General features: G+C 31.7%; 16 protein-coding genes and 1 tRNA gene. 10 read left to right on the top strand and 7 right to left on the bottom strand.

Annotated features, from left to right (window positions below; all coding sequences use genetic code 11):
- The first annotated feature begins 356 nt into the window (after nucleotides 1–356).
- Together H3T96_RS12585 and H3T96_RS12580 are read left to right on the top strand one after the other, a co-directional pair.
- Nucleotides 357–986: a cyclic nucleotide-binding domain-containing protein gene (locus tag H3T96_RS12585; protein WP_172398353.1), complete on the top strand. Its 630-nt coding sequence runs from the start codon at nucleotides 357–359 to the stop codon at nucleotides 984–986.
- 50 nt (nucleotides 987–1,036) lie between these two features.
- Nucleotides 1,037–2,083 carry a YdgH/BhsA/McbA-like domain containing protein gene (locus H3T96_RS12580; protein ID WP_086327664.1) on the top strand — a complete coding sequence of 349 codons (1,047 nt, stop codon included), beginning with the start codon at nucleotides 1,037–1,039 and terminating at the stop codon, nucleotides 2,081–2,083.
- A gap of 101 nt (nucleotides 2,084–2,184) precedes the next feature.
- On the opposite strand, the gene hrpA is transcribed toward H3T96_RS12580, so the two are convergent.
- Nucleotides 2,185–6,051 carry an ATP-dependent RNA helicase HrpA gene (gene hrpA / locus H3T96_RS12575; RefSeq protein ID WP_144092920.1) on the bottom strand — a complete coding sequence of 1,289 codons (3,867 nt, stop codon included), beginning with the start codon at nucleotides 6,049–6,051 and terminating at the stop codon, nucleotides 2,185–2,187.
- Nucleotides 6,052–6,126: 75 nt separating this feature from the next.
- Between hrpA and H3T96_RS12570 the strand changes: the two genes are divergently transcribed.
- From H3T96_RS12570 to H3T96_RS12555, 4 genes are all read left to right on the top strand, one after another.
- Complete coding sequence (locus H3T96_RS12570; protein ID WP_144092922.1) at nucleotides 6,127–6,546, top strand: META domain-containing protein; 420 nt, start codon at nucleotides 6,127–6,129, stop codon at nucleotides 6,544–6,546.
- 320 nt (nucleotides 6,547–6,866) lie between these two features.
- The gene (gene pykF, locus H3T96_RS12565; RefSeq protein ID WP_065737070.1) at nucleotides 6,867–8,279 is read left to right on the top strand and encodes a pyruvate kinase PykF; all 1,413 of its coding nucleotides are present in this window, start codon (nucleotides 6,867–6,869) and stop codon (nucleotides 8,277–8,279) included.
- Nucleotides 8,280–8,389: 110 nt separating this feature from the next.
- Nucleotides 8,390–10,447 (top strand): polyphosphate kinase 1, encoded by a 2,058-nt coding sequence (gene ppk1, locus H3T96_RS12560; RefSeq protein WP_144092924.1) that lies wholly within the window; start codon nucleotides 8,390–8,392, stop codon nucleotides 10,445–10,447.
- Between the two features lie 11 nt (nucleotides 10,448–10,458).
- Nucleotides 10,459–11,982: an exopolyphosphatase gene (locus H3T96_RS12555; RefSeq protein ID WP_144092926.1), complete on the top strand. Its 1,524-nt coding sequence runs from the start codon at nucleotides 10,459–10,461 to the stop codon at nucleotides 11,980–11,982.
- Nucleotides 11,983–12,053: 71 nt separating this feature from the next.
- Here H3T96_RS12555 and H3T96_RS12550 read toward each other — a convergent pair whose 3' ends face one another.
- Both H3T96_RS12550 and H3T96_RS12545 read right to left on the bottom strand, forming a co-directional pair.
- Nucleotides 12,054–13,517 (bottom strand): DASS family sodium-coupled anion symporter, encoded by a 1,464-nt coding sequence (locus H3T96_RS12550; protein WP_144092928.1) that lies wholly within the window; start codon nucleotides 13,515–13,517, stop codon nucleotides 12,054–12,056.
- 457 nt (nucleotides 13,518–13,974) lie between these two features.
- Nucleotides 13,975–16,749, bottom strand: coding sequence for a flavocytochrome c (locus tag H3T96_RS12545; protein WP_144092930.1), 2,775 nt, complete (start codon nucleotides 16,747–16,749; stop codon nucleotides 13,975–13,977).
- 519 nt (nucleotides 16,750–17,268) lie between these two features.
- Between H3T96_RS12545 and H3T96_RS12540 the strand changes: the two genes are divergently transcribed.
- Entirely contained in the window at nucleotides 17,269–18,327 is a 1,059-nt protein-coding gene (locus H3T96_RS12540) for a dihydroorotate oxidase (RefSeq protein ID WP_144092932.1), read from the top strand.
- Between the two features lie 90 nt (nucleotides 18,328–18,417).
- On the opposite strand, the gene H3T96_RS12535 is transcribed toward H3T96_RS12540, so the two are convergent.
- The 3 genes from H3T96_RS12535 to dnaQ all read right to left on the bottom strand — a co-directional run bounded on the left by H3T96_RS12535 (nucleotide 18,418) and on the right by dnaQ (nucleotide 20,734).
- Nucleotides 18,418–18,783, bottom strand: coding sequence for a YbaN family protein (locus H3T96_RS12535; RefSeq protein ID WP_144092934.1), 366 nt, complete (start codon nucleotides 18,781–18,783; stop codon nucleotides 18,418–18,420).
- A 1,025-nt stretch (nucleotides 18,784–19,808) separates the two neighbouring features.
- Nucleotides 19,809–19,885, bottom strand: a tRNA-Asp gene (locus tag H3T96_RS12530).
- 114 nt (nucleotides 19,886–19,999) lie between these two features.
- Complete coding sequence (dnaQ, locus tag H3T96_RS12525) at nucleotides 20,000–20,734, bottom strand: DNA polymerase III subunit epsilon (RefSeq protein WP_144092936.1); 735 nt, start codon at nucleotides 20,732–20,734, stop codon at nucleotides 20,000–20,002.
- A gap of 193 nt (nucleotides 20,735–20,927) precedes the next feature.
- On the opposite strand from dnaQ, the gene rnhA reads away from it, so the two are divergent.
- From rnhA to H3T96_RS12510, 3 genes are all read left to right on the top strand, one after another.
- Nucleotides 20,928–21,437: a ribonuclease HI gene (rnhA, locus tag H3T96_RS12520; RefSeq protein WP_144092938.1), complete on the top strand. Its 510-nt coding sequence runs from the start codon at nucleotides 20,928–20,930 to the stop codon at nucleotides 21,435–21,437.
- Between the two features lie 69 nt (nucleotides 21,438–21,506).
- Nucleotides 21,507–22,235, top strand: coding sequence for a hydroxyacylglutathione hydrolase (gene gloB, locus H3T96_RS12515; protein ID WP_144092939.1), 729 nt, complete (start codon nucleotides 21,507–21,509; stop codon nucleotides 22,233–22,235).
- A gap of 42 nt (nucleotides 22,236–22,277) precedes the next feature.
- Entirely contained in the window at nucleotides 22,278–23,540 is a 1,263-nt protein-coding gene (locus H3T96_RS12510) for a transglycosylase SLT domain-containing protein (RefSeq protein ID WP_086327037.1), read from the top strand.
- Here the strand turns inward: H3T96_RS12510 and H3T96_RS12505 are convergent.
- Nucleotides 23,512–24,300, bottom strand: a complete 789-nt coding sequence (locus tag H3T96_RS12505; protein ID WP_144092941.1) for an endonuclease/exonuclease/phosphatase family protein — start codon at nucleotides 24,298–24,300, stop codon at nucleotides 23,512–23,514. The genes H3T96_RS12510 and H3T96_RS12505 overlap by 29 nt on opposite strands.

Below are 24,300 nucleotides of genomic sequence, written 5' to 3'. Positions count from 1 at the left end.
TGTATTTAGCTACTGTTTAATATTTTTTAGCCCTCTTTTCTTCTCTTCTTTTATTTTGAACTTAATCGTTATTCTTGACTTTTATCAATTTTTATATAAGATATAAATTATATCAGTTTAGTGTAGTTTTATATGAAATATAAAGGTTTTTTGTATTTCTATAAAGATATTAGATTATTTTTGTAAATAAAAAAATAATATCTAACTACTCTTCGTTTTTTATTATAGAATACATTGTTCTTGTCAACTAATGGATTAACACTTTCAGAAAGATGCAAACTAAATATAAGTCATTACGATCAAAAAGCTATTCTGTCCCATGTGAATTGTGCAGTACCGGATCACTATGTATCCCAATGTTACTCAATAATACCCTACATACAGTGTTAGATCGTAAAAAGTCTTATATAAAAGATGAGATCTTAATTCACGAAAACACTTCTTTCACAAAATTATTCATCATCCATTCAGGCGCATTAAAAACCTATGTTACTACTTCAAATGGTAATGAACAAATCAATGGTTTTTATTTACCAGGTGATATTGTTGGGTTAGACTCCATTTCAACAAGGGTTTATAACTATACTGTTAAAGCATTAAATAATGTTTCTATATGCGAACTTCGCTATGATGAATTAATGGAATTGGTTGATACAAATAAAACTACAAGAGATATGATTTTAAAATTATTAAGTAATGATATCTATAATTTTCAAAAATTAGTTTTATGTTATTCACAAAAAAAGGCTGATGAACGTCTAGCCTATTTTATTTATTCTCTTTATAAACGTTATGAAAAACGTGGTCATACTTCATTGAATATAAAGTTATCTATGAGTAGAACCGATATCGCTAATTACCTAGGATTAACCATTGAAACTGTTAGTCGAATTTTAACTAAATTTCAAGAACTTGATATTTTATCCGTGAAAGGAAAATATATTTTCATCAAAAATTTAAACGCTTTAATTGTTTTGGGAAAGTAATTTATTTCATGATAAAATGTTAACTAAGTTAATTCTAAGGTTAATCAAATATGATAAGTTTAAAGAAAACTCTTATTGTAGCGACTATCGCTGCGAGTCCAATTAGCTCATTTGCAGCTCAACAATTAAATGAAGATCAAGCTAAAGATCTTCAATCTTTTAAACAAATTACTGTTCGTGGTGCTTTTTATACCGATAATGATTATGTCATGGCTATGTCAAAAGCAGCTGATAAAGAAGGTGCTTCAGCATTCTATATAACTACTACTAATATCAGTCCATCGAATGATACATTGCGTATCGTTTACGCTAAATTATATAAGTCAGATGCACCAAAAGCTGTTGAAACAGCAGAGAAATTTCGTAAATTTGAAGGTGTATTTGAATATCCAAAATCTAAGGCGATTCGTTTAGAACCTTTTAATATTGTGCGTATACGTGGATACTTTCCTAGTGAAATTGATTTAAATCAAGCTGTTGCAAAAGAAGCTTTAACAAAAGGTGCTTACGCTTTTTATATTGATTCTCGTTCTGAATTAGGCAGCAATATCCAAGTCGCAGCTTACTTGTTTAAAAAAGATGCTCCAGAGCGTAAACTTCAACCTGAAAACGCCATTCCTTATGATTCTGAAGCTGGCCAACTTGCACTTGCTCAAGGTGGTGAAGCTGCGATGCAAGTTGAAAAACCTGGTTATTATTCACCATCAGCATTTAATGAAAAATTTTATGCAGACAAATTTAATAATAAAGTAAAAGTAATAGATCAATCTACCACAAAGACAACACAAACAAAAATAACTGAAACTGCTTCAACTGATGTTGCACCTGCAGTTGCAACCGAACCACAACGCTTAACACGTTACACTGTAACGCTTCCTGACGGAAGAAAAATTCAAGAGTTGAATGATGCTACTGCCGCAAAAATGGTTGCTTTTGATACTATTAAATTCCGAGGATATTATGTAACTGATCATGAAATTTCTTATCAAGCAGGTAAAAGAGCGATTGAAAATGGAGCTAAATATTATCATATTGCTCGAGTAGCTCATGATACCAAAGGACCTAATATCACTGTATTTGTAGATCTTTACAAGTAGCATTTTTGAAGATGGGCGTATTCCACGCCCTACTTTCTCTTTTATTTCCTTCTTATTATTTCATGTTCTAATTTTCAAACCTGAAATGCTCATCCTAATATTTATAATTCAGATTTTACAAGTTCGATCTGTTGTTTAACTCGTTTAGGTGAAATTGGATAAGGGGTTCCTAATTGCTGAGCAAATAGATTCACTCTTAACTCTTCAATCATCCAACGTATATTAATGACACTATCTTTAGATCTAACAATTTGTGGCAAGCTATTAACCCATTTTTCATATTGATTTTCAACTTCCTCAATAATATTCATTGATTGTCTATCTTTTGTTACATTACCCATAAGTTTTTCAATTCTTTTTTCAATTGCTAGTAAATAACGATAAACATCAGCAAGTCGTTTATAACCCGAATCAGCAACAAAACCTTTATAAACTAGATTACTAAGTTGCCTTTTTATGTCTGACAGAGCAAAAGCTAATGATAGATCAACTCGACCTTTTAATTTTTTGTTAATGTTATAGTGTAAAGTCAAAATACTTTCTACCTGTTTAGCAATATCTATAACCGTTTCATTGATATTTGTTTTGGTATAATCAAGCAATTTTTGATATTGATCTTGATTTTGAATATTTTGATTATATTTATCTATTAATTCATCAACAGCACAAGCAATACAATCATCAATCAACATTAATACGGTACCAAAAGAATTAAAATAAAGTCCTAATTTGGATTTATTCGGTAATTTTTCATGTAAATATTTGATTGGTGAAGGAATATTCAGCATTAACAAACGTCTAAGACCCAATTTATTTAATTTTTGTTGTTCCTCTTGATTATCAACTAATTCGATACTAACTGAATCTTGATGATCGATAAGTGCAGGATAAGCTTTAACTGTATAATTTTTCTGTTTTTCTTCATAAGTTGTAGGTAATGTACCAAAATTCCAATCAGTTATATTACTTTGCTCAATGGATACTATTTTTTTGGTAGTTAAAGTGGATAAAGCTTTTTGAACTTCATTTTTTAACTGTTCTTTCAATAAGACTAAATCTTTGCCTGATGCAATTTCTTCATTATTGCTATTAATAATGCTAAATGTCATTTTTAAATAATCGGGAACCTGATCTAGTTGCCAATCTTCAGATGTGATTTTTACTCCAGTCATTTTGCGAAATTCATTTTCTAAACTTTCAAGAATTGGTTGGTCTGTTGTTTTTATTCTCTCTAAAAATGCTTCTGCATAATTCGGTGCAGGAACAAGATTACGACGTAATGACTTTGGTAATGATTTAATTAAGGCAATAATTAAATCTTTCCTGAATCCAGGAACTTGCCAATCAAATCCTCTATTTTTTATTTGATTTAACAAATCAATAGGGATTTTAATTGTGACGCCGTCACGATTATGACCAATATCAAATTGATACTCTAATGCTAATTTAAAATTATCTTGATACCAGAAATCAGGGAAGTCACTTAGATTAACCAGCTGTGCTGATTGTTTGATCAGCATCTGCTTTTCAATATTAAGATAATCAGGTTGAGATTTTTGCTTTTGTTTCCACCAACTATCAAAATGTTTTGTAGAAATAACTGAATCGTCAATACGTTTATCATAGAATTCGTAAAGCTCATCGTCGTCAATTAAAATATCTTGGCGACGAGATTTATGTTCAAGATCTTCAACTTCCTTGATTAATTTTTGATTTTGTTTATAAAATTTGTGATTAGTTAACCAATCACCTTCAACTAATGCGTGCCTGATAAATAAAGAACGACTTAAAACTGGATCAATTTTACTGTAATTAACTATACGACTAGCAACAATTGGTAAACCAAATAATGTTACTTTTTCGTTGGCTATTGTGGTGCCCTGCTTTTTAGACCATCTTGGCTCACTATAACTGTATTTAATCAAATGTTGGGCTATAGGCTCGATCCATTCTGATTCAATTTTAGCTGCAGTTCTCCCCCATAATCGACTTGTTTCGACCAGTTCGCTAACAATACACCATTTCGGCTGACTTTTAAAAAGTGCTGAATTTGGAAAGATTGCAAACTTAATATTTCGGGCACCGATATATTCACGTTTTTCAATTTCTTTCATGCCAATATGAGATAATAACCCACTCAACAAAGAAGTATGTAAGGAAATATAATCAGCAGCTTTACTGTTTATTGGAAAAGCTAATTGTTTGATGGTCTGTCTAATTTGCGTATAGACATCTTGCCATTCCCTGATACGAAGATAATTTAAAAATTCTTTTTGACATAATCGTCTAAATTGATTTCCAGATAAAAGATCTTGCTGTTCTTGGATGTAATTCCACAAATTAATTAAAGATAAAAAGTCTGATTCTTTATCTGCAAAACGGCGATGTTTTTCATCAGAAGCTTGTTGTTTATCAAATGGTCTTTCTCTTGGGTCTTGGATAGACAAGGCTGCTGTAATTATCATTATTTCTTTTGTACAACCTGATCGCCTTGCTTCTACTAACATTCTGGCCAATCTTGGATCAATAGGCAATTGAGCTAAAATTTTACCTGTTTCAGTTAAATGATACTGATGATGCTTAATGTATATTGCACCAAGCTCTTCTAATAATCGAATACCATCACGAATATATCTGGAATCAGGTGCTTCGACAAAAGGAAACGCTGCGATATTACCTAAACCTAATGAAGTCATTTGCAAAATTACCGAAGCTAAATTAGTTCGTAATATTTCGGGATCAGTAAATTCTGGTCGGGATAAAAAATCCTTTTCATCATATAAACGAATACATATACCATCCGAGGTACGCCCACAACGACCTTTTCGTTGATTAGCCGAAGCTTGAGATATCGGTTCAATTGGTAATCGCTGGACTTTTGTTCGATAGCTATAACGACTAATTCTGGCTAAACCAGGATCGATTACATATTTAATTCCTGGTACAGTTAATGATGTTTCTGCGACATTAGTTGCAAGAATAATTCGACGTTTGGAATGGGATTGGAATATGCGATTTTGTTCTGTTGCAGATAATCTAGCATATAAAGGTAAAATATCGGTATGGCGTAATTCTAATTTATTAAGTATATCGGCAACATCACGAATTTCCCGTTCACCAGTTAAAAATATTAATATGTCACCAAAGCTTTCTGCTGATAGTTCCTCAATAGCATCAAGAATAGGTTGAAAATCGTTATTTGTATCATCTTCTTCATTGAAAATGGGTGGACGGTATCTCACTTCAACAGGATAAGTTCGTCCAGAAACTTCAATTATTGGCGCTTGATTAAAGTGATTAGAAAATCGTTCCACATCAATGGTTGCTGACGTAATTATTACTTTCAAATCTGGACGTTTAGGTAATAATTGCTTGAGATAACCTAAAATAAAGTCAATATTTAAACTACGTTCATGAGCTTCATCAATAATAATAGTATCATATTGTAGCAACAATTTATCTTTTTGGATTTCAGCAAGTAATATACCATCAGTCATTAATTTTATTAATGTTGTTTCACTCACATGATCTGAAAATCTAACTTTATAACCAACTAACTGCCCTATTTCTGTTTTTAATTCTTCCGCAATACGATTTGCAACAGAACGAGCTGCTAATCGTCTTGGTTGCGTATGACCAATATATCCTTTAATCCCTAAACCTAGCTCTAAACAAATCTTCGGAATTTGTGTCGTTTTACCTGACCCCGTTTCACCTGCAATAATGACAACTTGATGGTTTTTTATAGCATCATAAATCGCCTGTTTTTTTTCAGATACAGGTAAATTGTCAGGATAATGAATTTTATTTGGTAACGACAATACTCGGGCTTGGTAATGCTGGTTAGCTGCTTGTATAGCCAAATTAATATCATTCTCAAAATGATCTTTTTTAGCCAGTTTTATTATTTTATGTTTATCTAAGAAAGTCGTTGATTTTAAATCTTTTAGTTGCTGTTGAGATAACATAGAGAGTAAAATGCTCTGTTAATAATCTAAATTGTGCTCAATTATAGCAAATTAAACTTTTTATTAGGAGTTTAAATGAAAAAAACGATTTTTATTTTACCTTTAATTGCTACAGCTTTAACCATTTCTGGTTGTAATAAATCAAACAATGTCAAAGATACCGATCTTATGCATCACCACTTTGTGCTAGTAAAGGCTAATGGACAAGAAATCGCATCTGATAAGTATGCTGAATTAGAATTCGGTGAAAATATGACAATAACAGGAAAAATGTGTAATTTATTTTCTGGTAAAGTTGCATTAAATGATAATGTTATTAAAGGAGCAGGTTTAGCTATGACCAAAATGGCTTGTCCTGATAGAGAACTAGGTGAATTAGATGCAGTTATTGAAGACTTAATTGTTAAAGGTGCAAAGATTGAATTAACAAAGGATCAATTAATTCTAAAGAATGAAGATAGCGAACTTACTTATAAACTTAAAGAGTTAATGTGATTAAAACGTATGCATTTCCTCAAACATTTTGACAAATATTTATATTATTAAAGTGTTTTTTAGTGGCTAATTGAGACAATTTCATTACAAAAAGCTTTATTTTAAATGTAGTTAAGAATATAATGACTTCAGTTTCGTAGATGTCCAAGCTTTAATGAAAATGAATAATTCTTCAAATATTTTATTTAAGTTATGTAACTATTTTGTAGTTACTCATCTCTCTATATACCAATCTAATCAATCATCAGACATTGATTTTTTTTGCGAAAAAAGATTATTTAAATTTTAAACATTAACTTTAACAACTAGTAGAAAATATTATGAAAAAGACAAAAATAGTTTGTACCATAGGTCCTAAATCTGAATCAAAAGAGATGCTAGCCAAATTATTAAACGCAGGAATGAACGTTATGCGTTTAAATTTTTCTCATGGTGATTATGAAGAGCATGGTAATCGAATAAAGAATTTACGAGAAGTAATGCAAGAAACTGGCTTAAAAGCTGCAATCATGCTAGATACCAAAGGTCCTGAAATTCGTACTATTAAGTTAGAAGGCGGAAATGACGTTTCATTAGTAGCTGGTCAAACTTTTACTTTTACCACTGATAAGAATGTCGTTGGTAATTCTGAGCGTGTTGCTGTTACCTATGATGGTTTTGCGCATGATCTAAAACCAGGTAATCGCGTGCTAGTTGATGATGGCTTAATTGCTATGGATGTTAAAGAAATTAAAGGTAATGAAGTTATCTGTACAGTTTTAAATAATGGTGATTTGGGAGAAAATAAAGGTATTAACTTACCAGGTGTTTCAATTAAATTACCAGCTCTAGCTGAAAAAGATAAAAATGATCTTATCTTTGGTTGTGAACAAGGCGTTGACTTTATTGCTGCTTCATTTATTCGTAAACGTTCAGATGTTGAAGATATCCGCGCTCACTTAAAAACTCATGGCGGTGAAGATATCAAAATTATTTCTAAAATTGAAAACCAAGAAGGTTTAGATAATTTTGACGAAATATTAGAAGCATCAGATGGTATTATGGTTGCTCGTGGTGATTTAGGTGTTGAAATTGCGGTTGAAGAAGTTATCTTTGCTCAAAAAATGATGATTAAAAAATGTAATCGAGCATCAAAACCAGTTATTACTGCAACACAAATGCTTGATTCAATGATAAAAAATCCTCGCCCTACTCGTGCTGAAGCGGGTGATGTAGCTAACGCAATCATTGATGGAACTGATGCAGTGATGTTATCAGGCGAAAGTGCTAAAGGTAAATACCCACTTGAAACGGTGAATGTCATGGCAACTATTTGTAAACGTACAGATAGTACTATTCCTGCTTCATTGGAACTTACCGCTAAAGAAGAAAAATTACGAATTACAGCAGCAGTTTGTTGTGGTGCAGTTGAAATTGCAGAACGACTCAATGTTCCATTGATTGTTGTTGCAACTCGCAGTGGCAAATCTGCACGTGAAGTACGTCATTATTTCCCTAAAGCGCGTATTTTAGCATTATCATCAAGTCAAAAAACCGTTAATCAATTAGCATTATCTAAAGGTGTAGAGCCTATTTTAATTGATGCAATTAACTCTACTGATGATTTTTACCGTTTAGGTAAAGAAATGGCAGTTAAACATTGCGGTTTAAACCAAGGTGATACAATTGTGATGGTATCAGGAGCATTAGTTCCAAGCGGAACAACCAACACAACTTCAGTTCATAGAATTTAATTAATTCTAATATCGTTAATTAAATATAAAAAGCTAGCTATGTGCTAGCTTTTTTTTTTACTTAAGTTATCCTGTAAATATACAGTATTAATAAATTGTAAGAGATAAAAATGCTATCAGAAAAAGTATACTTTCCAAAAGAACTAAGTTGGTTGTCTTTTAATCAGCGTGTTTTACAAGAAGCCGCTGATAAAAGTAATCCGCTTATTGAGCGTATTCGATTTTTAGGAATATACTCCAGTAATCTTGATGAATTTTATAAAGTACAATTTGCTAATCTAAAAAAATATGTTTTGATTGAACAAGAACAATCTCAAGGTTCATCAAATTCAAAACAGCTTTTACGCCAAGTTAATCAAAAAGTTATTCAATTAGAACTTCAGTTTGATCAGCTTTATAACGAATTATTACTTGAAATGGCCAGAAATCAGATTTTTTTGATTAATGAAAGGCAGTTATCTTCTTATCAAGAAAATTGGATAAAAAATTATTACAAAAATAATTTAAGACAGTATATTACCCCTATCCTACTTGATAGTCATACGGAATTGATTCAATTTTTAAAAGACGATCATGCCTATTTAGCTGTTGAAATAATTTGCGAAACGAGCATTAGTTATGCACTACTCGAACTACCAACCGACAATGTTTCACGATTCGTTTTACTTCCTTCTGAAGTGTCGACAAAAAATAAATCAATTATATTTCTAGATAATATTTTACGTTATTGTCTCCCTGAGATATTTAAAGTTTTTTTTGATGCATTAGAACTAAATGCTTATTCAATCAATATAAATCGCGATGCTGAATATGAATTAAATACCGAATTAGATAGTTTGCTTGAACTGATGTCTCAAGGATTAAAACAACGATTAACAGCTCAACCAGTTCGATTTACCTATCAAAAGGATATGCCAAGAGCATTATTTGAATTGCTTATTAACAAATTAAGATTAACTGAACAAGATGCCATGCCTGGAGGAAGATATCCTAATTTTAAAGATTTGGTTAAATTTCCAGATCTAGGTATTAAAAATTTGATGAATAAACATGTGCCTAATCTTGTTTATAATAGATTCAAACAATTCAGAAATTCTTTTGCAGCAATCAAAGATCGTGATGTCCTACTATATTATCCTTATTATTCATTTGGTCATGTATTAGAAATTATGCGACAGGCCTCTTTCGATCCTGCCGTGACCCACATAAGAATGAATATTTATCGTGTCGCAAAAGATTCTCGCTTTATTCATGCCGCTATAAATGCAGCCAATAATGGAAAAAAAGTAACGGTTGTAGTTGAATTACAAGCTCGTTTTGATGAAGAAGCAAATATAAAATGGGCCAAAAGATTGATCAGTAGTGGTATTAAAGTTATCTATTCACAACCAAAATTAAAAATCCATGCCAAGTTATTTTTAATTGACCGCAAGGAAAATGATGAAATTGTCCGTTATGCTCATATTGGTTCAGGTAATTTTAATGAAAGAACTGCCCGAATTTATACCGATTTTTCATTATTAACAGCAGATCCCGCTATAACTGATGAAGTAAAAAAAGTTTTCAATTTTATTGAAAATCCATTTAAACCAGTATCTTTCAATTATTTGCTGGTTTCTCCTCAAAACACACGATTACGATTTCATGAGTTTATTGAACGAGAAATAACAAATGCTAAAGCAGGAAAATCTGCAGGTATTTATCTAAAACTCAATGCGATAACCGATAAAGAAATGATTGATGCACTTTATCGGGCATCATGTGCAGGAGTGAAAATTAGAATGATTGTTCGAGGGACTTGCGTATTAGTTCCTCAAATACCTCATTTAAGTGAAAATATCTTTGTGACCAGCATTGTTGATCAATATTTAGAACATGCTCGTGTTTATATTTTTGAAAATGATGGAAAAAAAGATACCTATATTTCTTCAGCAGATTGGATGCCTAGAAATCTTGATAATCGTATTGAAGTTGGCGTTAAAATTTTTGACCCTATTTTAAGATCGACGATTCATGATATTTTTAATATCCAATGTAATGACAATGTTAAAGCCAGAATTATTGATAAAGATAATACTAATAATTATGTATTAAGAGGTAATAAGAAGAAAATTAGAGCACAACATGCTATCTATGATTATTTAAAACAATTAGAAACAATTGTATAAGGAATTAGGAAATGACTAAATTAAATGAATATGCTGTGATTGATCTTGGGTCAAATAGTTTTCATATGGTCATTGCTCGTTGTATAAATGGTACTTCACAAATTATTTATAAAAATAAAAAACATATTCATTTAGCTACTGGATTAAATGAAAATAATGAGTTAAGTGAATCAAGTATCAAACGTGGCGTAGAATGCCTTGCTTTGTTTGCTGAGCGATTAAAAGATTTTCCCATTGAAAATGTAAGGATTGTCGCAACACACACATTACGTATTGCCAAAAACAAACAGATATTTTTGACTCAAGCGGCTAAAGTAATACCTTATCCTATTGAAATTATTTCTGGGCAAGAGGAAGCTCGCTTAATTTATCTGGGAACGATGACAACCGAATCGACCAATATAACTAATACAAATTTTGTTATAGATATAGGTGGAGGATCGACTGAGATAGCAATAGGTAAAGGGAATAATCTTAAACCGTACATCGTTGCGAGTAGACCAATGGGATGTGTCACTTATACAAAGCAGTTTTTTTCCCAAAAAAAGATCGATAAAATATCTTTCCAACGAGCTAAACTTGCCGCGGCACAACAAATAGAAAGCATTATTAATACCATAAAAAAACAGAATATTAGTATTGCTTTTGGTACATCAGGTACAATCAAATCCATTTACAAAATACTGTTGGATTTGGGCGTCAGTGATGGAATCATAACTCAAAAACGGTTAGATGATCTAATCAATTATATTCTAGAATTTGACTCTTTCTATGATATTCAATACCCATCCCTTTCCGATGAAAGAAAAGATGTTTTTGTCAGTGGTCTTGCTATATTTAGTGGTGTTTTTGATGCATTAGATTTACAAGCTTTACGATATTGTCCTGGTGCCCTACGTGAAGGCGTATTATATGAGCTCATTGATGGTCCCAATTATCGAGATATTAGAGAAACGACAGCTGAGTCCCTTTCTCAACATTATAATATAGACGAACGGCATGCAAAACAGGTTGTTAAAACAACCAAATATTTATATTCACAGTGGAAGAGACAGTCTCCTATAACTATTCCGATGCATTTGGAGTCAATATTATACTGGGCAGCACAATTACACGAAGTAGGATTAAAAATCAATTTTTCTTCTATACATAAACATTCAAGTTATATCTTACAAAACAGTAATCTTCCAGGATTTAATGAAGAACAACAACTTCTTTTATCTTCTCTTGTTCGTTATCATAGAAAATCTATAAATATTGATAATTTGCCATATTTTAGTCTTTTTGAATATAAGCATATCATATCTTTATTACAGATATTAAGAATATCAATATTAATCAATAATCAGCGTAATAATGATCTGAATTTAAATGCTTTTCGTTTGAAATTAATTGATGACAAATTAACAAATATTACTTTAGAGATTGATGAGACATTCATTGAAAATAATAAACTTATTCTGCTTGATTTAGAACAAGAGCAAAAATATTGGAAAACAGTCGATGATTGGAAGTTATCAATTGTAATAAGTTGAATAAATTTTATTAATATGTTTTTACCGCTAGTTAAACTAGCAGTAAAAACATTTCTCGAGTAAAAATTACTTTATTGACCTAATCCTATCATTTTCCACCATAGTAACCCAATGGTGAAAACAATAATCAAATTCACAACACTACATACAAAACCAACTTTCCACCATGTTTTTACCGGTACAAATCCTTCAGCGAATAATAGTGGGTTCCTAGCGTTGGCAAATTGTGTAATTGAACCAAAATAATTTGTACAAATGACTAGTGCAAAGATAGCTATCATTTGTGGTACACCGAGTGCAATTGCTACAGATAAAAATACAGGAAACAAAGCTGCAATATGAGCATTACCGCTAGCAAAAAAGTAGTGTAAATAAACGTAAACGGTACATAATATAATAATAACAAGCACCCAACTACTTTCACCTAAATGCCCTTCTATTGCATTACCTATAGTATTACCTAACCACTTAGTTACCCCAAGTTTGTTTACTTGTCCTGCCATCATAAGTAAGGCTGCAAACCAAATTAAAGTATCCCAAGCAGCTTTTTCTCCTTTAATATCATCCCAACTCAATACGCCTGTTAAAATTAATAGAGTTAAGCCAATAAAAGCTGTAGTAGTCGAGTCAATATCCAATTTATTACCAAAAATCCAAAATACCAAAAGTAGTATCACTGTACTTCCCATTATAATTTCTTTACCAGTAACGGGACCCATTTTTTTAAGTTCTTCTGTCGCTAATTTTGGTGCTTCAGGTGTTTTTTTAAGTTCTGGATTGGTCAAAAAATAGATAACTAACGGAATGATGATGAAAGAAGCTAAACAAGGAGCAATAGCAGCAATAAACCATTGACCCCAACCTAATGTTATGCCAAGCGAAGATGTTACTAATTTAGCCGCCAGTAGATTTCCAGTGAATGCCGTTAAAAACATTGCCGATGTAATATCATTGATATGACTGATCGTTAGCATCAAAAAAGTTCCAATGCGGTTTCGTGAATCATCTTTAGGATTTGAATTAAAATTAATGGCTAAAGCTTCAGCAATTGGGTAAATTACGCCTCCCGCTCGAGCTGTGGTACTTGGAATTGCAGGTGCTAAAGCAATATCAGTTACTGATAATCCATAGGCTAAACCTAATGTATTTCGTCCGAGAATTTTCACTAGGTAATAAGCGATACGTTTACTTAACCCTGTTTTAATAAAACCACGAGCGATCATAAAAGCGATAACAATAAGCCATATTAATGTACTATTTAATTCGCTTAGCGCGATTTTAATTGATTCCGTTGCAGAAGCAGCTCCAGATGGTCTTAACACCGCAAAAATGGTAATCGCCAGTAAACCAATTGCGCCAATAGGCATAATTTCTGCAACAATACAAGCAATAGTAGCCACAAAAATAATACTTGTCCGCCATCCTTCTATACTGATTCCATCAGGAGGTAATACAAATAGCCATAAAATGGCTGAAATAGCAGCGATAATAATAAATGGTAGCCATTTAACCGGTGGCTTTTTTATTGTATCCATTGCATTTTCCTTCTTGTTTTAAAAAGATTTAATTTAGTTTAAAAAAATTACTTTTTAGATAATTATTTAATTTTGTTAATCGTTAATTATTTGGCAAGTAAAATTATAGGTGTTTATTAATTTTATTATTTTATTTTTCAATGAATTTATCGAAAAACATTTACTTTATATATTTGCTACTTTATAGATCATGATATGATCTTATTCATTGCGCAATACATACTCCTTTAAGAAAATTTAGGAATAATTTAATAATAACATTAGATTAATTTTGACTAGATGTTTATCATTACCTAAATTCACGGAGATCACCTCTATTAGGTGAAATTTAATAACAAATTAGTTATCAAGTTTCTGATAATATAAATATTCCACCTAAACAACGGCTTTTCTAGTCTAATCAAACTTCAATAGAACCGTTGATTTTAATAAAATCGAATATATTCAAACTACTAATTTAATATTGATGAATATAATCTGTAGCTTTTTTGCCTGCCTGTAAGCCAAAGATAATGATATCTGCAACAGCATTTCCACCAATACGATTGGCACCATGTACGCCTCCAACCACCTCACCAGCGGCAAAGACACCTTCAATAACATGATGTTGAGTATCTAATACTTGTGTTTCCGGATTGATAGTTACTCCTCCCATAGTATGATGTATTCCTGGTGCAATTTTTATCGCATAAAATGGACCTTTATTAATAGGATGACGCATCCCTGTTGTTCGACCAAAATCTTCATCATGTTTATTAAAAATAAAATTATCATAACGTTTTATTGTTTCAGTCAATGTATTTGCATCAATGGATAACTGTTTAGCTAATTCATCAATAGTATTGGCTTGAGTCACTAAATTACGTGAAACATACTCCTCTACCGATTTATTTTCATCACGAACTTGTTGATCAAATAAAATATAAGCATAATGTTCTGGTAAATTATTGATACTATTAGAAACTTTATCACGTGTATCTAATTCATTAACAAAGCGTTTTCCATCTTGTGATATTAATATTGCACCTCCACCACGAATTGATTCAGAAATGAGATAAGCAGTTGTTTGTTCTACAGTAGGATGAATTTGAATTTCTTTCATATCCACCGTACCTGCACCAAGCTTTTCTAGGATGGTAATTCCCGATCCTGTTGCTCCTTTATGATTAGTTGTCACAAAACCTTTGAGATCTGGGCGATATTTTTCAACCATTTCTCTATTTGCGCCAAATCCACCGGTAGCAATGATTACTGCTTTTGTTTTAATGGTATGAATTGAACCATCTTCTTGGGTAACTTCCACCCCTGTTACTTTATGATTTTCAGTTAAAATTTTAGTGACGTTGGTATCAAGCATAACTTCAATACCACGATTATTGATATTTTTTACCAATCCACTTATTAAAAAACCACCTACCGCAGCCCCACTTTCTGGTCGATGAGTTCGATCGATACTCATGCCTCCAGTTGTGGTAATACCACTTAACGTAATGCCATTTTTATCTAACCAATCAATAGCATCTGGAGCATTGTCAACAAAATAACGTAACAAATCAGGATTATTTTTGTTTTTTCCTCCAATCATTGTTTCTTTATAGAAAAGATCTTTACTATCGATGATTCCTTTCAGTTTTTGAAATTTAGTTTCTGCAGCATTCATACCGGCCGATGCTTTATTGGTATTTCCCCCAATGACTGACATTTTTTCAATAATGACTACATTGGCACCTAAATCATGTGCACGAATTGCCGCTGCTAATCCCGCGCCTCCGCTTCCAACAATAACAATATCAAAAGATTTATCATCGGGATCACCACCTTCGGCCAAAATGGCATCTTTATTGGATTTAACCATGGCCTTAGTTACCGCTTTTTTAAATGCTTCACATTGAGTTGTAGCACCAGAAATAGTGTCAACATGAGGACTATTTGAACTAATAATTCTATCTTTTATTTCATTAAAATTACTTAATACATTATCATCAAAATTATTTGCATTAACTAATTGCATGTCTTTAATATATTCTTTTGCTAATTCAACATTGATCGTAAATTCATAGGATTCATCATTGACTTTTTCTTGATAATTACCTGGTTTAAATTTTTTGTTATTTAAATTTACATCTCGAATTAAACTTTCAACTAACGGAAAATGCCATAATGGCACTGGGATTTTGAGTTCTTCTCGCTTATCGCTATTGATAAACAATTCAAGCTTTTCACCATTTTTGATTCGACTTGTCCAATCTGGATAGGCAATGCAGGCACGACCAACAGCAACTAAATCATAACCATTTTCTAAGGCAGATTCTAAATCGGTTTGATTAATTACATTACCAACCCCGACAACTGGAATTTTAGCTAATGTGTCAGAACGCATTGCAACATATTTTTTAATCAATGGTGTTGGATCTTCAATATTGACAATCGAGGATCTTAATATCGTTCCCATTGAAAAATGAACATAATCTAAACCTTTTTCAGCTAATTTCTCAAGTAAATACATAGTATCATCAAAACGAATACCTGGTATTTCTAGCTCTTCTGGTGAAAAACGATAGCCAATAATAAAATCAGAGTTCCCAAACTTCTTAACAATATTGTGAGTTATATCCAAAACGGCTAAGGGGAATCTTGTTCGATTATCCCGACTCCCACCCCATTTGTCATTGCGTTGATTTGAATTTGGTGAATAAAATTGCTGAATTAAATAGGTATTAGCACCGTGGATTTCTATACCATCAAAACCTGCTTGGATAGCTCGTCTAACTGCTTCTCCAAATTTTTCGATCATTTGATCTACTTCATTCGCCGTTAGTTCTATTGGAGTAGCTGCTTCAGGTCTAGGGGCAGCAATCGCACTAGGGCCTACAGGGGAGAGTCCACCAATAAGCTTGGGCTCCACCATTCTACCTCCATGATAAACCTGAATGATTGCTTTTGAACCTTTTTCTTTAATTGCATGAGCTATTTTTGCTAAACCCTCAATTTTGTCATCACTATCTAGTCCAATAGCTCCAGGAAAAGCTAACCCTTTTTGATCGACAAAACCACATTCGACAATAATAGTTCCAATTTCTCCAGATCTGGCATTGTAATATTCAATTAGATCGGATGTTACAGAACCTTCATAAAATCCAGAACAAGTAGTCATTGGTGCCATAATTATGCGATTCTTTAATTCAACACCATTGGGTAATGTTAATGGTTCAAAAGCATTTTTCTTTGTCATTTTAGGTACCTGATAATTACTTAAATTAATTTATAATTGGTAATAATAACATTACTAATAATCATCCTCTACCGACAATAGCTTCATTAGCAAGGTTAGTATCATTTTTTCGACAGAAATTTTTTTAAATTTATTAAAAAATTATAAAATAATTTACTTTTTCAATATTTAAATATTGCTTATTTTGTATCATTTTTTCCATTTCTGATTAATAAAAATGGATTTTTAGTCTAAAAAAAAACACTATAACTATTTCATTTACTTGCAAATTTTTTAATACTTTATTCTTGAACTTTAATTCTAATCAGTTAGAATGCTTAATAGTTTATATAAAAAGGAATGGTAGATGATTGTGGCACATACACACAAACTGAAAGAAACATTAAAACATCATTCTTTTTCTATTTTAATTAATGATCCTCCATTATGGAGGATTTTTTATTTTAAGCCTATCTTTTTTTATTTTCATCTCAGATTACCAATCAAATTCAATATAAGTACACCAAAACAGGAGCAAGCATGAAACCTTTGATCCCTTTTTATAATCCAAGTATTAGTTATGAAGATAATTATGCTCAAGGGCCTTTTGGACTTTTCAGTCAATTAGATAAGGCAGAACAAGTAACAACTCTGCCTACTAAATTTTTAAATGTTGATGTGAACTTACCGTTTGGAATGCCTGCCGGTCCATTATTAAATGCAAATTATATTAAAGCAGCTTTTGTATATGGATTTGATTTATGTGTGTACAAAACAGTTAGAACAAAAATGCATAAATGTCACCCTTTACCAAATGTTTTGTCCGTACATCCTAATGGTAAATTAACCAGTAACCTTGATACAGTTTTAGCCGACACCAATTATAATCAGCCATTATCAATTACTAACTCCTTTGGCGTTCCTTCTTTTGCACCTGACGTTTGGCAACCAGATATGGCTGAGGCAGTTAAAGCAGCGGGTCATGGTCAATGTGTAATTGGTAGCTTTCAAGGAACGCAAGGCAATGGTGCAATTGAAAAAGACTATGCTTTAGCAGCAAAATTAGTTAGAGAAACTGATGCCCCCATTCTAGAAGCCAATCTGAGTTGTCCTAACGAAGGTGCAAGTAAACTACTTTGTTTTGATACCGATAAAGTGGAGCGTATTGTTAATGAAATAAAAACAGCCGTGCCTGATCGCCCTCTTATTTTAAAATTAGCTTATTTTCCTGATGATGAAAGAATTGTGTCGTTATTAAAACGAGTCGGCTCAATTATTGATGGTTTAAGTACTATTAATACCCTTTCGGCTAAACCTGTAGATGCAAATGGCCATCCAGCATTAGGAGAAAATAGAAAAGAAGGTGGAGTCTGTGGTGATGCTATTCGTTGGGCAGGTTTGGATATGGTGACTCGTCTAGCTAAATATCGTCAACAAATGGAATTAAACTTTGCAATTATTGGCGTTGGCGGCGTAAGCTCAAGTGAACATTATCAGGAATTTATAAAAGCTGGCGCTAACGCAGTAATGAGTGCGACGGGCGCTATGTGGAATCCTTTGCTTGCAATAGAAATCAAAAAGAGTTTAAAACAACAATAAATGGATACTCTAAAAAGTTACAGGGTAACTTGTATGCCCTTTAACTTTTTAACTTAACTTAACTTAATTTTATTCATAACAATATTATTTTTATTTATTTTTATTGAAATAAATATAACCGAATATAAGATGTGCAAAAAAAACAATAACAAGAATAATTCTAACATGTAATGAATTAAAGATAATAAAAGGTATGAGTAATACAATAAATACCATCAAAAGCATTTTCAATAAACTTGCTTTTGAAGCTTTTTTCTCAATCAACATTTTTTGAATGTAAATTTGATAATATTTACTTTTAGTAAAATAAGAATAAAGGCGATCAGAACTATTCAGCCAAAGATAAGCTGTTAATAAATAAAAAGGTACAGTAGGTAAAACTGGCACAAAAATACCAACGGTTCCTAATATAAAAGAAACACTTCCCAATAATATAAATAAAATTTTTTTTAACATTAAAAAATTTAGCTCTAAGTAAATTTACTGTTTAATTAACATCAATTTAATATAACACAGCTGATGTTTTTTTTGAAAAATGCTTTTGTTAGCTACATCATCCCTATTGTGCTGACTACAAACATCAGTAATATAATTATGTATGGCTAGTAGATATTAAAATGCGTTATATTTCATTAATTTTAATATGATCTATGGATAGTTCGAATATACTCATATCGTATTAATCTATAGAGAAGTCAATTTTATTATCATTTTCTCCTATTTTAGAACTAGGATATTACCGCAATAATTAGGTAATATGCTAATTAATGATTTTAAAACATAGACCAAATTTATTCACACTATAAAACATAAACTATAGTGTTTATATATTGAAAGTCGATATAGATTTATATTATTACGACCAAAAGTATTATCATAAAATATATAAAACATAGAATTGAGAAACCCATCGTTATTTTCACCTTTTAATTCCCCATTTTTGAACTCTTATAATTAATAGGTGTTTTTTCTGGGATTATTTCTTACCATTAATAAACAACAGCAGAACTGACTATTATAGTGTCAATTTTTTGGATATTTATAATAATCAAGTAAAGTTTTTAAGTATGTGTTTTATTACTTAATTTCAGTTTTCTTTAATACACAATATTAGATATCTTAAGTCAATAAAAGAAGATGATTAAAATATTAACTTAGATAAATTGTTGCAATTTCTTAATGGAATCGGATACAACAATACCTGACGTTAGAAATTTATGTAAGTTATCTATAGCGTTAGAATTCAAAACAGATTAAGCCTAGGCATTTTATGAATAGAATTCACCCTCACCCGTTGCAGAACTTAGGTGTTTAAAGAAAAACTGATACTGTTAGACAGTATGCTTATTTGTCATCATGGCTTTGATTTGGGATGGTCTAAATGGATTATCTGAATAATGACAGCAATTTGACACTAAGAATTTTACAATAAAAAAAGCGCTTTCGTGGAGCGCTCTAATTGAATGAATTTCTATAATAATTGGCGGAACGGACGGGGCTCGAACCCGCGACCCCCTGCGTGACAGGCAGGTATTCTAACCAACTGAACTACCGCTCCGCTTTTTAGATTCCTTTAATGAACAACATTAAAGTAGGCGTGATATTAAAGATTATTTTCTTGTTCGTCAATCATATTTTTAAAATCATTGTTCAATTGAATATAAAAACATCATTAATGTAATTTCCACATGGCTTCACCACTTTTCTTTTCAATTTTTTTTAGGATTGATTCATGTTCAGATAGCTCATGTTCCGTTGCCTTTATAATCTTTAACGGATTACCAGTACGTTCTATTCTTTTGATAACACTTCCCTCTGTTGAAGTTGAAAGATGTTCATCCGAACTGAAAGCTAGAGTTGTTTGCCCGCCAGTCATAGCTAAATAAACTTCAGCTAAAATCTCGGCATCAAGTAAAGCTCCATGAAGAGTTCGATGAGAATTATCTATCTGATAGCGTTCACAAAGAACATCTAAATTATTACGTTTACCGGGAAACATTCGTCTTGCCATAGCTAAAGTATCGGTTACGATACAATGCTCAGAAGTTTTAAAATCTAGACAACAAAGCCGGAATTCATAATCCATAAATCCGACGTCAAATGAAGCGTTATGAATCACTAGCTCTGCACCATCAATGAATTTAATAAAATCATGAGCAATATTTTTGAAAATCGGTTTATCTTTAACGAATTCATCACTTATGCCATGAACTCTAAAAGCCTCTTCATCAATTAGGCGTTCAGGATTAATATAGACATGAAAATGGTTGCCAGTTAATCGACGGTTAACCACTTCAACAGCACCAATTTCAATAATCTTATGACCTTCATAATGATTATTGCCCTCTTGATTCATACCGGTGGTTTCCGTATCTAATACGATTTGGCGAGTACAATTAGTTATCACATTATTCTCTTTTTATGTATTAATAAATGTTGGGAAAAACAAAATAATGGTATAGTCTAGCACTAAAATTCTTTGATGTTGATATCTGCGAAAATTGAAGTAAACAATTTAATCAAATTAGTACAAATATTTTACTATTTTATATCAAACTCACATTCAAAATGTTATTTGATTTTTAAAAAAGATTAATAAAATGTTAAAACAAATTGAAATATACACAGATGGTTCTTGCCTTGGTAATCCTGGTCCTGGAGGATATGCCGCAATATTAAAATATAAGCAAAACGAAAAAATCTTATCTCAAGGTTATTTTAAAACAACAAACAATCGCATGGAATTATTAGCCGCTATTGTTGCCTTAGAGCAATTAAAACAAACTTGCAAGATAAAACTCTATTCAGATAGTCAATATGTCCGCAACGGGATTACCAATTGGATATATGGATGGAAAAGAAATGGATGGAAAACATCCAATAAAAAACCTGTTAAAAATGTGGATTTATGGATGCGTTTAGATAAATTGGTTCAAACGCATGAAATTGAATGGATTTGGGTAAAAGGTCATGCTGGACATATTGAAAATGAACGTTGTGATGTAATTGCAAAATCCATGGCTCAAGCACCAAGCTTATCCGATGTTGTATTTGAACAATCATTATCTGAAAATGCAAATAATGACGATAGTGAACTGAATCTATTTTGATAGAGTATCGATAATAAGTGTAAATTTTTAATAAATTGCAATAAGTAACATTAACGGAGTCAATAATAAATGTTTCACTTACATGTCATTCCCGCATTAAAAGATAACTATATATGGTTATTAGAAAATTCACATAATCAGGTCATCATAGTCGATCCTGGTGATGCACAAGTGGTCATTAATTATCTTAATCAACATAAACTATTACCACTTGCAATTTTACTTACTCATCACCATATAGACCACGTTGGAGGTGTTAGCGGGCTAAAAACCAAATATCCTAATATAATCATTTATGGTCCAAGTGAGATTAATTTACCAATTACCTATCTAACTAATCAACATGAAGTGAGTATTGGTGATTTCAATTTTGAGGTGTTCCATTTACCTGGACATACTTTGGGACATTTAGCTTATTATTGTCATCCTTATCTGTTTTCTGGTGATACATTGTTTTCTGCTGGATGTGGAAGAATTTTTGAAGGAACTTATCAACAAATGTTAAGTTCGCTTAAAAAATTAAAACAGTTGCCTGATGATACTCTTGTTTGTGCTGGACACGAATATACTTTAGCAAATTTAAATTTTGCTAAAAATATGGTTCCAGGTGACAAAGAAATAAACAAATATTTTGATAGTATCCATAATAAATCAGTGACTTTACCTTCTATTTTAAATGAAGAAAAACAAATTAATTTATTTTTACGATGCGAAGAAAAATCTTTACAAGATAAATTCAATTTTAACGATGAATTAGAGCTGTTTGCTTTTTTTAGGAGCCTAAAAGATAATTTTTAGGTATAATAGTAATCTTAAACAATATAGAACTTAGTCTGTCTAATGAAAAAATTATTAATATTTACAGTGTTATGCTCTTTTTTAGGTGCATGTCAGCAGTATAGTGGGCCACGCCATAATGCAGTTGTTAGAATAAAGTACTCAAAAAATACCGTTGTTAGTAATAGACAAACTGTCAGTAATAGTAATTATGTATCTATCACGCAGAATCCATGGCAGTATATAAACAATCAGATTAATGCTAATGTTCCCGATAATAGTCGCATTAAAGCTGAAAGAGAAATATTATTACGTGATCCCCAAGGATTTGAAACAATCGCATTACGTTCGGAGCCTTATGTTTATTATATAGTTAATCAATTACGTAAAAATAATTTACCTGTTGAGTTAGCTTTAGTTCCTTTAATTGAAAGTGCTTATGATCCATTAGCAACATCATCTGCTCAAGCGGCGGGTTTATGGCAATTTGTACCCATAACAGCAAAAGAGTATGGATTAAAACAGAGTAATTATTTTGATGCTCGCCGTGATTTAATTGCATCAACAAATTCAGCCATTACATTATTACAAAATTTAAACGAACGCTTTAATGGCGATTGGTTATTAACGCTTGCCGCATATAATGCTGGTGAAGGGCGCGTTAGAAGAGCAATGGAGAAAAACCATGCTAAAGGTTTATCCACTGACTATTGGTCTTTAGAATTACCTAATGAAACAATGCATTATGTTCCTAAAATTTTGGCAATCGTGGATATTGTAAAAAATAATACTCGATATGGTGTTAAATTACCTGATTGTAATTATGAAAATTCATTGGTCAGAATTGATATAACGAAAAACATTTCATTGGCTAAAATTGCTCAATATACAGGATTGTCACTCAATGAGTTAACGACCTATAATGCGGGGTATGTACAGCAAACCGTAAATGGTCCTTTCCATTTGCTTATTCCACATGCTTATGCCAAAAGTTTATTCCAAAAATTACAAGCAGAAAATCTTGTAGCAAATGAAATAACTGAGCTTTTGCAAGATGTTCCACATGCTCCGATGCCATTTGAAGTAAAATCATCGGAAGTACAACATAATGATCTAAATCATCAAAAGATCAGCTCAATTGTGGAGAATAATAGTAACAATACCCAAATCACCTATCAAGTGAAAGCGGGTGATAATCTCTATAGTATTGCGCAAAATTATCGAGTAAAAATTACTGATCTGTTGTTATGGAATAACTTAAAAAATCAGAGAATTAAAGAGGGTGATGTTCTAACAATTAACCTTGTGAATGCAAATCCAATTTAAAACTTACATAAAGAGGATTATGATCTGATGCAGTTGTACTAATTATTTGCGCTGCATCAAGCTGTAATCCTCGATAAAAAACAAAGTCTAAAGGTCTTCCCATAAATGTTTTTCTAATATCAACGCTGAAATTTACGGGTTTAAGTCCAATTGAACTCACTAAATAAAATAATAAATCTAAGCGCTGTTTACTCCATGCATTAAAATCCCCTGCTAATATTACCGGACCATGATGTTCTTTAATACGTTTTAGTAAAATATGGATTTGTTGGCGATAAACCTTAATTCCAATACTAAAATTAACAGCATGAATGTTTGCTACCAATAATTGTTGTAATGAATTTTTAATAGGATAGATAGTTATTAACGCTGATTTGGGAACCCGAATTAGTGGCTCTATTTCTCTAAAAGACAAAAGATCTGTTGGTAAACTATCGGTTATAGTCATAACACCGGCATAAATATCTTTCAAACAATATGCTGGAACATGATCTGCTATTTTATTGTGTCGTGAAATAAAATTTAATAATTGAGGTGTAGTTTGGGCTTCTTGTAATAAAATTAGTTTAGCTTTATCCGCATAAAGCTCTAAAATATTGATACATTCCGCCCTCTTTTGCTTAAAAATATTCCAAACTAAAATTGAAAAATATTCTTGATCAATGAGTGGTTGCTTTACCACTATATGATGGTTAGGTAATATCAATTCTACATCGCTATTTTTCTTATATCTTAATGTATAATTGCGTTTTCTGAACAT

The sequence above is a fragment of the Gilliamella sp. W8136 genome (genome assembly GCF_016101285.1).
Classification (GTDB): domain Bacteria; phylum Pseudomonadota; class Gammaproteobacteria; order Enterobacterales; family Orbaceae; genus Gilliamella; species Gilliamella apicola_N.
The sequence above is the reverse complement of the archived record's forward strand: the minus strand, read 5'-3'. Positions and strand labels throughout refer to the sequence as shown.